The 11,566-nt window shown below is 40.6% G+C and carries 12 protein-coding genes; all 12 read left to right on the top strand.

All coding sequences use genetic code 11. The annotated features are described in order from the left end of the window. Positions 1-657: NADH-quinone oxidoreductase subunit C (locus tag COO03_RS22255; RefSeq protein ID WP_179863022.1), on the top strand; the 657-nt coding region annotated here is incomplete at its 5' end. A 4-nt stretch (positions 658-661) separates the two neighbouring features. Next, a complete protein-coding gene (nuoD, locus tag COO03_RS22250; protein ID WP_097899230.1) occupies positions 662-1,762 on the top strand; it encodes an NADH-quinone oxidoreductase subunit NuoD in 1,101 nt (366 codons plus the stop codon). Then, positions 1,762-2,763 carry an NADH-quinone oxidoreductase subunit NuoH gene (gene nuoH, locus COO03_RS22245; RefSeq protein ID WP_097899229.1) on the top strand — a complete coding sequence of 334 codons (1,002 nt, stop codon included), beginning with the start codon at positions 1,762-1,764 and terminating at the stop codon, positions 2,761-2,763. Before nuoD ends, nuoH begins: the two co-directional genes overlap by 1 nt. 25 nt (positions 2,764-2,788) lie before the next feature. Then, positions 2,789-3,208 carry an NADH-quinone oxidoreductase subunit NuoI gene (nuoI, locus tag COO03_RS22240; RefSeq protein WP_017153540.1) on the top strand — a complete coding sequence of 140 codons (420 nt, stop codon included), beginning with the start codon at positions 2,789-2,791 and terminating at the stop codon, positions 3,206-3,208. Further along, positions 3,205-3,729 carry an NADH-quinone oxidoreductase subunit J gene (locus COO03_RS22235; RefSeq protein WP_097899228.1) on the top strand — a complete coding sequence of 175 codons (525 nt, stop codon included), beginning with the start codon at positions 3,205-3,207 and terminating at the stop codon, positions 3,727-3,729. The genes nuoI and COO03_RS22235 overlap by 4 nt, the downstream gene beginning before the upstream one ends. Continuing rightward, positions 3,722-4,036 carry an NADH-quinone oxidoreductase subunit NuoK gene (gene nuoK / locus COO03_RS22230; protein ID WP_097899227.1) on the top strand — a complete coding sequence of 105 codons (315 nt, stop codon included), beginning with the start codon at positions 3,722-3,724 and terminating at the stop codon, positions 4,034-4,036. Before COO03_RS22235 ends, nuoK begins: the two co-directional genes overlap by 8 nt. 27 nt (positions 4,037-4,063) lie before the next feature. Further along, on the top strand, positions 4,064-5,923 hold the full coding sequence (gene nuoL / locus COO03_RS22225) for an NADH-quinone oxidoreductase subunit L (protein ID WP_097899226.1): 1,860 nt from the start codon (positions 4,064-4,066) through the stop codon (positions 5,921-5,923). After that, a complete protein-coding gene (locus COO03_RS22220; RefSeq protein WP_097899225.1) occupies positions 5,923-7,425 on the top strand; it encodes an NADH-quinone oxidoreductase subunit M in 1,503 nt (500 codons plus the stop codon). The genes nuoL and COO03_RS22220 overlap by 1 nt, the downstream gene beginning before the upstream one ends. Positions 7,426-7,432: 7 nt before the next feature. Beyond that, positions 7,433-8,947, top strand: coding sequence for an NADH-quinone oxidoreductase subunit NuoN (nuoN, locus tag COO03_RS22215; protein ID WP_276308064.1), 1,515 nt, complete (start codon positions 7,433-7,435; stop codon positions 8,945-8,947). A gap of 218 nt (positions 8,948-9,165) precedes the next feature. Continuing rightward, entirely contained in the window at positions 9,166-9,402 is a 237-nt protein-coding gene (locus COO03_RS22210; RefSeq protein WP_003202077.1) for a DUF1146 family protein, read from the top strand. A 45-nt stretch (positions 9,403-9,447) separates the two neighbouring features. Further along, a complete protein-coding gene (locus COO03_RS22205; RefSeq protein WP_097899223.1) occupies positions 9,448-10,161 on the top strand; it encodes a YwmB family TATA-box binding protein in 714 nt (237 codons plus the stop codon). Between the two features lie 39 nt (positions 10,162-10,200). Further along, the gene (gene murA, locus COO03_RS22200) at positions 10,201-11,505 is read left to right on the top strand and encodes a UDP-N-acetylglucosamine 1-carboxyvinyltransferase (protein ID WP_097899222.1); all 1,305 of its coding nucleotides are present in this window, start codon (positions 10,201-10,203) and stop codon (positions 11,503-11,505) included. Positions 11,506-11,566 lie beyond the last annotated feature (61 nt).

Below are 11,566 nucleotides of genomic sequence, written 5' to 3'. Positions count from 1 at the left end.
GCAGCAGCAAAGGCCAAAGCAGCAGCGCTAGCGAAGCAGAAGGCATTGGAAGGTACTGGGGCACCTGAAGATGAGAAGGCGAAGGCAATTGCAGCAGCGAAGGCAAAAGCCGCCGCTATCGCAAGAGCAAAGGGGGCTGTGAGTAAGAAGGAAGAAGCACTAGAGCAGGAGAAACCGTCACTAAACCAACCATATTTAAATACTTATGTAGAGATTGTTAAGGAGAAAATAGGGGAACATTCATTAGTAGATTCCTATATTAATAAGCTTTCAAAAGATGTTCCAACACTTGTAGTTAAGCTGGAAAATTACTATGAAGTGATGGAATTATTACGGTTCCATAAGGGACTTGCTTTTGATTATATGTCGGAGCTACATGCGACTGATTTTGTTACACATATGGAAGTATATGTTCATTTATTTTCATATGGAAAGAAACAGTCTGTAGCGGTGAAGGTGAAATTAGACCGAGAGGCGCCGCAAGTAGCATCGATTACACCGCTTTGGAACGGGGCAAATTGGCCAGAGCGCGAGGCATATGACTTACTTGGCATTATCTTTAAGGGGCACCCGAATTTAACGCGTATTTTAATGCCAGATGATTGGGTAGGGCATCCGCTTCGAAAAGATTACGAACCGTTTGATGTGGAGGTGTAGCATTATGATCCGTACAGAAGAGATGCTTTTAAATGTAGGACCACAGCACCCGAGTACACATGGTGTATTTCGGCTTGTTATTAAAATCGATGGGGAAATCATTAAAGAAGCTACACCTGTCATTGGTTATTTACACCGTGGGACGGAGAAAATCGCCGAGAGCTTACAGTATACACAAATTATCCCATATACAGATCGAATGGACTATTTATCAGCAATGACCAATAACTATGTCATTTGTCATGCTGTTGAGACAATGATGGGACTGGAAATTCCAGAGCGTGCGGAATATTTACGAGTGCTTGCGATGGAGCTTGGCCGCGTTGCCAGTCACCTTGTTTGGTGGGGTACTAACCTTCTTGATATTGGTGCAGTTAGTCCATTTCTATACGCATTTCGTGAGAGAGAGATGATTATTAATCTTTTAAATGAACTATGCGGTGCACGGCTTACTTTTAATTATATGCGGGTGGGCGGTGTGAAGTGGGATGCTCCGGATGGTTGGATCGAAAAGGTTCGGGAGTTTGTCCCATATATGAGAGAACAATTAAAAGGCTATCACGATCTTGTGAGCGGAAATGAAATTTTTTTGAATCGTGTGAAAGGCGTTGGTATATATAGCGCGGAAGATGCACTCTCTTATTCTCTAAGCGGAGCAAATTTGCGGTGTACGGGTGTGAAATGGGATCTTCGCAAGGATGAACCGTATTCTATTTATGATCGCTTTGATTTCGATATTCCTGTTGGAGAGATAGGTGATGCTTGGGATCGTTACATTTGTCGGATGAAAGAGATTGAGGAGTCTCTCAAAATTATCGAGCAGGCAGCGGAGCAGTTTCCGGAGGAAGGAAGTGTAATAGCGAAAGTGCCGAAGATTATTAAGGCGCCGAAGGGCGAGGCATTTGTCCGCATTGAGTCGCCGCGCGGTGAAATTGGGTGCTATATTGCGAGCGAAGGAAAGAAAGAGCCGTATCGTCTGAAATTTCGCAGACCATCTTTTTATAACCTACAAATCTTGCCGAAGCTTTTGAAGGGTGAAAATATCGCAAACTTAATTACGATTTTAGGCGGCGTTGATATTGTGCTTGGGGAGGTTGATGGCTAATGATTGAAACGATCTTAGAGTCATCGGCAGGTTGGAAGAATTTCTTCATTTTTTTTGGCTTAGCGGTACTTCTACTGTTTGCTGTCCTTGGATTTGTTACATATGGGATTTTAGCAGAGCGGAAAGTGATGGGGTTTATGCAAGGGCGAATTGGCCCGAACCAAGTGGGTGGCCGCTTCGGGTTATTGCAAACAGTAGCTGATGTTTTAAAACTTTTATTAAAAGAAGATAGCATTCCGAAAGCTGCGGATAAGCCGCTATTTATATTGGCGCCTATTATTGCGTTTGCACCTGCCTTTATGGTTCTTGCGGTCATTCCATTTACGGATAAATTTCAATTTGCTGATATTGGAGTTGGGCTTCTTTATTATATTGCAGTTTCAGGGATTACAACGATTGGCGTTCTGACCGGCGGCTGGGCATCGAATAATAAATACTCACTTTTAGGCGGAATGCGTGCGGCGGCGCAGATGATTTCCTACGAAATTCCCCTTGTCATGAGTGTCATAGGCGTTGTCTTATTAGCTGGTAGTCTCAATCTAAATGAAATTGTAGCGGCGCAGGAGAAGGTTTGGTACATTTTCGCGCAGCCGATTGGTTTTGTTATTTTCTTAATTGCTGCGGTTGCAGAGTTGAACCGGACACCGTTTGACTTACCGGAAGCGGAATCGGAGCTTGTCTCTGGATATCATACGGAATACTCGGGGTTTCGCTGGGCGTTCTTTATGCTTTCTGAGTATGTGTACTTCTTTGGAATGGCCTCATTAATTACGGTGCTCTTCTTAGGTGGCTGGAATCCAGTTATGTTTCTTGGTTTTATTCCTGGTGCTGTATGGTTTGCCTTAAAGTTCAGCGCGGTTGTCTTTCTATTAATTTGGTTCCGTGTGACGTTTCCACGTATAAGGGGCGATCAGCTGATGGAATTTGGCTGGAAGGTATTATTGCCAATCGCACTTGCAAATATTTTCTTAACGGCATTGATTAAGGAGTTATTCTTCTAATCTACGAGAGGGGTGCCAGTAAGATATGAAAGGATTATTCAAAGGATTAAAGTATACGCTGAGTAATTTAAGCAAGAAAAAGGTGACATATGATTATCCCAATCAGCCACTGCCACTACCAGATCGTTTCCGCGGTATTCAAAAGTTTTATCCGGAAAAATGTATCGTTTGTAATCAATGCGCGAATATTTGTCCAACTGACTGTATTCAATTAACCGGAAAGAAACATCCAGACCCTACGAAAAAAGGGAAAATTATTGATACGTACGATATTAACTTTGAAATTTGTATTCTTTGCGATTTGTGTACAGAGGTTTGTCCGACAGAGGCAATCGTGATGACAAACAACTTTGAGTTGGCAGAGTATACGCGTGATGATTTGTTTAAAAATTTGCAGTGGCTCGATGAAAACGATGAGAACGTCAGAAAGGAGAATAAAGCATGAATGGCGAGTTTGTAGCATTCTTTGTCTTGTCCTTAACGGCGATTATTGGTGGTATTTTGATGTTGAACTTAACGAAAGTGATGCATATGATGCTTGCCCTTGTGTTCACGTTTCTTAGCATTGCAGGCTTGTATTTTCTTTTGTCAGCTGAGTTTATTGGAGTGGCGCAAATTTTAATTTACTCTGGAGCGATTACGATTATTATGATTTTTGGCATTATGCTAACGAAGCATGATGCAGAAAGTGAGTCAGGATTTAGTTTCCGTAAATTTGTTGTTTTCCTTGCGGTTGTAGCGTTTGGGGCGGTCATGTACTTCGCAGTTAATAATATAGACTTTACAAATCAAAATGTACAGGGAAGCTTACCGCTTCATGAACAAAATACACTTCAAATTGGTACGCTTTTGTATTCAAAATATGTCATTCCATTTGAGTTAACATCAGTTGTTTTACTTGTTGCACTTGTTGGGGCCATTGTACTTGCGAAGGGTGATGAGAAAGAGGGGGATTCCCATGAGTAGTGTTCCAGCTTCCGCCTATTTGGCACTTGCGATTATTCTATTTTGCATCGGGTTATTTGGAGCTTTAACAAAGCGAAATACCGTCATCGTTTTAGTTTGTATTGAACTTATGTTGAATGCAGCGAATTTAAATTTAGTCGCTTTTAGTAAGTTCGGCTTTTTTCCAAACTTAACAGGACAAATTTTTTCACTGTTTACGATGTCTGTTGCGGCGGCAGAGGCAGCGGTTGGGCTCGCAATTTTAATTGCATTGTATCGTAATCGTACAACAGTTAACGTGGATGAGATGGATACGCTGAAAGGTTAATTGTGACCGAAAAGGGGGAAGGAAACAATGATCGATTATGCATGGCTTATACCGATTTTCCCGCTTGCCTCGTTTTTTTTACTCATTATATTTGGAAAGAAGTTAAGAGAAGGAAGTAGCTTACTTGGTATCTTTTTCACATTTCTTTCCTTTGTGGGTGCGGTGGTTGTATTAGTAGAACGCTTTTCATCAGAAACAGTAAAACATACGTGGTTATGGTTACGAGTCGGTGATGTAGATCTTTCGTTCGGATTTGAGGTTAATGCACTGAATGCCTTAATGCTCTTTATCGTTACACTTGTGAGTTTCCTTGTACATGTGTATTCGAAAGGATATATGCAAGGGGATGAAAGGTTGCCGACATTTTATTCATATCTAGGGCTATTTACATTTGCGATGTTAGGGCTAGTCATTTCAACGAATTTATTGCAGCTTTATATATTCTGGGAGTTAGTTGGACTTGGTTCATTTTTACTGATTGGTTTTTACTTCTTTAAGGAATCCGCGAAGGCAGCTGCAAAAAAGGCGTTTATTATGACGCGTATTGGCGATGTTGGTTTATTTATTGGGATGATTCTACTCTTCTGGCAAGCGGGCAGCTTTGAGTACGAGGCCATCTTTAAAGCGGTACAAATGGGAGAAGTCTCTCCTTTTATGATTACATTCACAGCGATTTTAATTTTTATCGGCGCGATGGGGAAATCAGGACAGTTTCCGCTGCATACTTGGCTGCCAGATGCGATGGAAGGGCCAACACCTGTCTCGGCACTTATTCATGCGGCGACGATGGTTGCAGCTGGCGTGTACTTAGTCGCGACGATGTTCCCGCTGTTCGTGGCAAGCTCTGTGGCAATGCAAACAGTGGCAATTGTGGGTGCCTTTACTGCAATCTTTGCTGCTTCCATCGGGCTCGTGCAAACGGATATAAAGAGGGTTCTCGCGTATTCTACGGTCAGTCAGCTCGGGTATATGATGCTTGCGCTTGGCTCCGCAGGTTATGTGGCTGGCGTCTTTCATTTAACGACACATGCCTTCTTTAAAGCACTCCTTTTCTTGGCGGCGGGAAGCGTGATTCATGCGGTGCATACGCAAAACATTAATGAAATGGGCGGCTTACAGAAGAAGATGAAAGTAACAGGAGTCCTTTTCTTAATGGGTACGCTTGCTATTAGCGGTGTTCCGCTTTTTTCAGGATTTTTTAGTAAAGATGAAATTTTAGCGGCGGCGTGGATGCGCGGCAATTATGTTTTGTTCGTCCTTGCAGTGATCGCGGCGTTCTTAACAGCATTTTACATGTTCCGATTATACTTCCTTGTTTTTACAGGGGAAGCAAAGACGAAGGCGGAAGTGCATGAATCTCCGCGCGTTATGACATTTCCAATGATTGTTCTCGGCGTCTTTGCTGTTTTAGCAGGTTACATCAATACGCCGTGGTTTGGAACATTTCTTGGAGATTGGCTGACAAAGAATGTTCCATTTCAAGTGGAGCCAAGTCATGGCCCGGCTTGGATTATGATTGTTGCGACGCTCGTTTCGTTTGCTGGCATTCTCTTGGCATACCTTATTTACGGAAGACAATCCATTCCTAGAGATTGGGCTGGAGGACAAGGAACGGTCCTACATGACCTGCTTGTGAAAAAGTATCATGTAGATGAAATCTATAATATGACTTTAGTGCCACTAGTAAAAGGAATTGCCTATGTGTTTCGTTTGTTTGAAGTATATATTGTGGAAGGAATTGCTCAGTTAGTTAGAGGTATTGTTAAAGGAGTAAGCGGTGCTGGTTCGAAACTTCAAAACGGGAATGTACAAGTATATGGAACTGTGACTGCTATTTCTCTAGCAGCATTAGTTATCATTCTATTATATACAGGGGGGTATTGGTAATGAATGCAATATTATTATCGTTTTTCATTTTCTCCCCACTCCTTGGTATCTTCTTCCTTGCATTAACACCAAAAACGGAAGTACGTGCCGTGCGCGGACTTGGCTTGTTTGGGACAGTGCTCCCGCTTGGGATGGCTATCGTCCTAGCTAGTACATATGCTTCTGGGAAGAGCTTATCGATATTTGCAGAAAAGATAAAATGGATTCAATTTGGGAATTTTCCCGAGATAGATAAAAAGATATTTTCCATTTACTATGAGCTTGGTATCGATGGGTTTTCACTTGTTATGATGCTACTCACAGCACTTTTAGCAACACTTGCGGCGATTACAGCATTTTCAATTCAAAAAAATATAAAAGGATTTTATATGCTGTTATTAACGCTTGAAGTGGGAATGCTTGGTGTCTTCGCTGCCGAGAACTTATTTTTGTTCTTTATCTTCTTCGAGATCACATTACCTCCGATGTTTTTGCTCATTGGGAAATGGGGCAAACTTTCGAGCGAAAAATCTGCTTATAGTTATTTAATATATAACGGTATTGGTTCAGCCATTTTACTCATTGTTTTTTCAATCCTCTTTGCAAAAACAGGTACGACAAACTTTACAGCGTTAAAAAATATTTTAACCGGAGCAGAGCCGACGCTTTTAAGTGGAGTTTCAAGCGCGTTGCAACAAGGGTTATTTATAGCGCTTATGATTGCTTTTGCGATTAAGCTACCGATTTTTCCTTTGCATCGCTGGATGGTGAATGTGCATGTAGAAGCGCATCCTGCGGTAGTTATGTTACATGCAGGTGTCCTGTTAAAAATCGGGGCGTACGGTATTGTGCGCTTTGGGAAAGGATTATTTCCAGATCAGTTTCAAAATTTTGCAATGCTGCTAGCGATACTAGGGGTAATTAATTTGTTGTACGGTGCTTTTCTTGCATTGATTCAAACAGATTTTCGGAAGGTACTCGCTTACTCCAGTATTTCACATATGGGGATCGTCTTGATGGGACTTGCGGCACTGAATGCATCTGGCGTGCAAGGGGCATTATTTCAAGTTGTCTCCCACGGCTTAATTGCCGCATTATTATTCTTCTTGCTTGGCATCATTGAAGAGCGCTTTGGCACATCTGACATTACAAAGCTTGGCGGCTTGGCAAAACAAGTTCCCGTGCTTAGCGGTTTCTTATTAGCAGGGAGTATGGCCTCGCTTGGTCTGCCAGGAATGTCAGGGTTTGTTAGTGAGTTCCTTGCTTTTCTCGGTTTATTTCAAGGAAAGCCAATTGTAGCGGCCGTTGGTGCACTTGGCATTATTTTAACGGCTGTATATGTCCTAAGGGCTACACTTCAAGTGACATTTGGAAAACGAGAATTAGAGGCGAAACCGGATATTCGCGGCTGGGAGTACGTTCCGGTTCTTCTGCTACTTATATGTATTATAGCGGTTGGCGTAATGCCAGAATTGCTTGGGGAGCCGCTTCAAAACACATTGAAAACATTGGGGGTGAAGTAGGATGGATATGAATACATTGCTTAGTTTGCCTTGGCATTTAATGGTGCCAGAGTTCATCGTTCTTTTGGCGGCCATCCTTCTCTCTCTTCTTGATTTGTTTTGTAAGCTGAACCGTAAGTACTTAGCATTTGGAGCAATTGGCGCCGTCATCTTATCATTAATCGCATTGATTATGCTTTACAGTGAACCAGCTGACACCATTTTAAATGGTTCGTTTGTATTAGATGGATTTTCAAAAGGATTTAAAACATTATTATTACTTAGTGCGATTCTCATCTTATGTATGGCGATAAGCGATGATAGAAAGGAACCTATTCAAGATAAAGGGGAGTATTATTACCTATTTTTAATGACACTTCTTGGCGCAATGTTTATGGCATCCAGCATCGATTTTATTACCCTCTTTATCGGTTTAGAGCTACTGTCACTTTCTTCTTACATTTTAGTAGGAATTCGGAAGAGAAATTGTGCTTCAAATGAAGCGGCAATGAAGTACGTGATTAATGGAGGAATTGGAACGGCTATTACGCTCTTTGGAATGAGTTATTTATATGGCATTACCGGATCAACCAATATAGTTGATATGCAGCGTATACTTACGCAAGGTGTGGCCGGAGGTATTCAGCTTTTGTTAGCACTCTCATTCTTGTTATTGCTTGTTGGTTTATCATTTAAAATTGCAACGGTACCATTTCATATGTGGGCACCGGATGTATATGAAGGAGCAGCGACACCTGTCACTGCCTTTCTCGGAACAATCTCCAAAATCGCTGGCTTTATTATGATTATTCGTTTGTTCCTTATGACGTTTTCTAGTATAACGATTGAGGGAAAGGAACAATCCTTGTTTAGTCATATGAGTGTATATATTGCAGTCTTAGCTGGTATTACAATGATTATCGGTAATATAGTGGCGTTAAAACAATACAATGTGAAGCGTTTATTTGCTTATTCAGGCATAGCGCATGCTGGGTATTTACTTGTTCCGCTTGCAGCACTATCGCCGTTTACGATGGACAGCATGTGGTTTTATATACTCGCGTACATGTTGATGAACATAGGAGCATTTGCAGTGATTCATGGATTAATCTTACAAAGTGGAAAGGAAAGTGTAACGATTTTCTCAGGTTTGTACAAACGCTCACCATCTATTGCCGTGATGATGACAATCTTTATTTTATCCTTGGCTGGTATTCCAGGGACGGCTGGTTTTATTGGAAAGGTAAATATTTTCTTGGGAGCGTTTATTGTAGAACCATCTCATTATATATTGGCATCTGTCATGATGGGCACAACGGTCATATCATTTGTGTATTATTTCCGTATTTTACAGCAAATGTTTTTCCGGACAGGGAATGAGGATGAGAAGATACATCTGCCAATTAATTTAAAAATCGTGATTAGTTTTTGTGCAATTTCAATCGTAATACTAGGGATTTTACCGGCAATTGGTTACAATTTCTTTTATGAATATTTTCCTTTAATGAAAGATTTCTTCTTTACAGGGAACGTGGTACAATAGTTAAAATAAAAAGTGTAGGGTGGTCACTCTACGCTTTTTATTGTGCGTAATGACGCAAGAAGGAACGCTGATAGGTATTGTGTAATCTCTTCTCATTATATGAAAGTGTGAGGATGATTTCGTATTGCCTGTCCGAGCGGGAAAAAGTGTGGTTTTCATTCATATGGGATCGTTATACATCCTAGGTGGTGGAAAGCTAAACAAAAGGGGTCGGTTTTTTGGCACAACTTTTAGGGCAACAAGCACTGATTGCAATTGTTTCGCATCTATTGTTTATTACCATTACATGGTGGGCCTTACAAGGGATTCATATCGAGCGCCTGATGAAATCTGGAAAGGTATTGCAAACAAGGATTCTACTTATTCTTGTAACGATTGCAATTGGAACGTCTGTCAGTAATTTTTTTCTTGATTATTTAGGCTATTCGAAGAGTTTAACGTATTTAGTAAAGTAAGTGTATAGAACCTCATATCTCCGTGAACAATGGGGATAGGAGGGGATGAAATTGAAAAGGTTCCAAACAATTCTTATTGTTGTCGTAAGCATTGTCGTATTCTTAGTGGGATATAAAGAGATAAAACCCATAACTGATGAAGAGAAGATGGAGAGCATGATCGCAGCTCTTGAAAAAAATGGCGCAAAAGTGGAGCGATGGTCATGGCTAGCACGAGAAACCAAAACCATTTCTAATATACATACGTTTCAAAAATTGTTAAACGATGTGAAAGAAAAAACAAATATTCAAAAGTGGGAATTGGAACAGTCTCACGATGGATATAAAGCAACAGCATACAAAAAATTTTCTTCTCATGAAGAACGAATAGTAGTCACTTGGAGTAAGGAAAATACTAAAGAAAACACTTTCATTATCTATGAGGTAAGCGGGGCAAAATGGGACCCTAAGAACATTCGAGAAATGGATACAATTTTTAGTACAAAACCTATAATTTACACTTGTGTTCAGGGTGTACTGAATGATAAGATTGAAGGTGTTTTGCAAAATAAAACCAATCAGGTTTTGAAAGATCTTTCAGCAAGAGCGATCGAAAAGATAGAAGAAAGAGCATTTGTGTCAGTCTCGGCATATAATAAAAAGTGGAATGACGCTCTTTCAACAAATAGAGAGAAAATGAATGTGCAAATAGCAATACGTTCTACAGACAACAAAGATACAATTGTGGTTGGCACACCGATCATAACTTCTGAGTATTGAATGAATAGATATTGAAAAAAGGACACGGAGGGGAATAAATTGGAAAAGATCATCGTCCGTGGCGGAAAGCGGTTGAACGGCACAGTGCGTGTTGAGGGCGCAAAAAATGCTGTATTACCTATAATCGCTGCAGCCCTATTAGCGAGTGATGGAAAGAATGTACTATCTGAGGTACCAGTTTTGTCTGATGTATACACAATCAATGAGGTATTACGTCATTTAAATGCTGAAGTCGTATTTGAAAATAACCAAGTAACAATTGATGCTTCAAAGGAATTAAATATTGAAGCACCATTTGAATATGTACGTAAAATGCGTGCGTCTGTTCAAGTAATGGGGCCATTATTAGCACGTAACGGTCGTGCTCGCATTGCACTTCCTGGTGGATGTGCAATTGGTTCACGTCCAATTGATCAACATTTAAAAGGCTTCGAAGCAATGGGAGCAAAAGTAAAAGTTGGTAATGGATTTGTTGAGGCGTATGTAGACGGACAATTACAAGGTGCGAAAATTTACTTAGATTTCCCAAGCGTAGGTGCAACAGAAAATATTATGTCTGCTGCTACATTAGCAAAAGGGACAACAATACTTGAAAACGCAGCAAAAGAGCCAGAAATCGTTGACTTAGCAAACTTCTTAAATGCAATGGGAGCGAAAGTACGCGGAGCTGGAACTGGAACGATTCGTATTGAAGGCGTTGATAAATTATATGGTGCAAACCATTCTATTATTCCTGACCGTATTGAAGCAGGAACATTTATGGTTGCAGCGGCAATTACTGGTGGAAATATCTTAATTGAAAATGCTGTACCAGAACATTTACGCTCTATTACAGCGAAAATGGAAGAAATGGGTGTTCAAATTATTGAGGAAAATGAAGGTGTACGTGTTATCGGCCCAAGTAAATTAAAAGCCGTTGATATTAAAACAATGCCTCATCCAGGATTCCCAACAGATATGCAATCACAAATGATGGCATTATTATTACATGCTGACGGAACAAGCATGATTACAGAAACGGTATTTGAAAACCGCTTTATGCATGTTGAAGAATTCCGCCGTATGAATGCTGATATTAAAATTGAAGGCCGTTCCGTTATTATGAATGGACCTAACAACTTGCAAGGGGCAGAAGTAGCAGCAACTGACTTACGTGCTGCAGCGGCATTAATCCTAGCTGGTTTAGTATCAGAGGGTTACACTCGTGTAACAGAATTAAAACATCTTGATCGTGGATATGTAAACTTCCATAAGAAATTAGCTGCATTAGGTGCAACTATTGAACGTGTAAACGAAAAAGTAGAAGAAGTGAAAGAACAACAAATTTCTGATCTTCATGCGTAATTGAAATAGTCTCTATGTCTTTTGACATAGGGGCTATTTTTTTAATTATTACTGTTATAGT

The organism is Bacillus sp. AFS098217, from assembly GCF_002551815.1.
Lineage (GTDB): Bacteria > Bacillota > Bacilli > Bacillales > Bacillaceae_G > Bacillus_A.
This window is presented reverse-complemented; position numbering and strand designations above follow the sequence as displayed.

Coding starts and splice junctions, on each gene's coding strand:
- nuoD (WP_097899230.1), top strand. CDS start 662: ATGATCCGTACAGAAGAGATGCTTTTAAATGTAGGACCACAGCACCCG.
- nuoH (WP_097899229.1), top strand. CDS start 1,762: ATGATTGAAACGATCTTAGAGTCATCGGCAGGTTGGAAGAATTTCTTC.
- nuoI (WP_017153540.1), top strand. CDS start 2,789: ATGAAAGGATTATTCAAAGGATTAAAGTATACGCTGAGTAATTTAAGC.
- COO03_RS22235 (WP_097899228.1), top strand. CDS start 3,205: ATGAATGGCGAGTTTGTAGCATTCTTTGTCTTGTCCTTAACGGCGATT.
- nuoK (WP_097899227.1), top strand. CDS start 3,722: ATGAGTAGTGTTCCAGCTTCCGCCTATTTGGCACTTGCGATTATTCTA.
- nuoL (WP_097899226.1), top strand. CDS start 4,064: ATGATCGATTATGCATGGCTTATACCGATTTTCCCGCTTGCCTCGTTT.
- COO03_RS22220 (WP_097899225.1), top strand. CDS start 5,923: ATGAATGCAATATTATTATCGTTTTTCATTTTCTCCCCACTCCTTGGT.
- nuoN (WP_276308064.1), top strand. CDS start 7,433: ATGAATACATTGCTTAGTTTGCCTTGGCATTTAATGGTGCCAGAGTTC.
- COO03_RS22205 (WP_097899223.1), top strand. CDS start 9,448: ATGAAATTGAAAAGGTTCCAAACAATTCTTATTGTTGTCGTAAGCATT.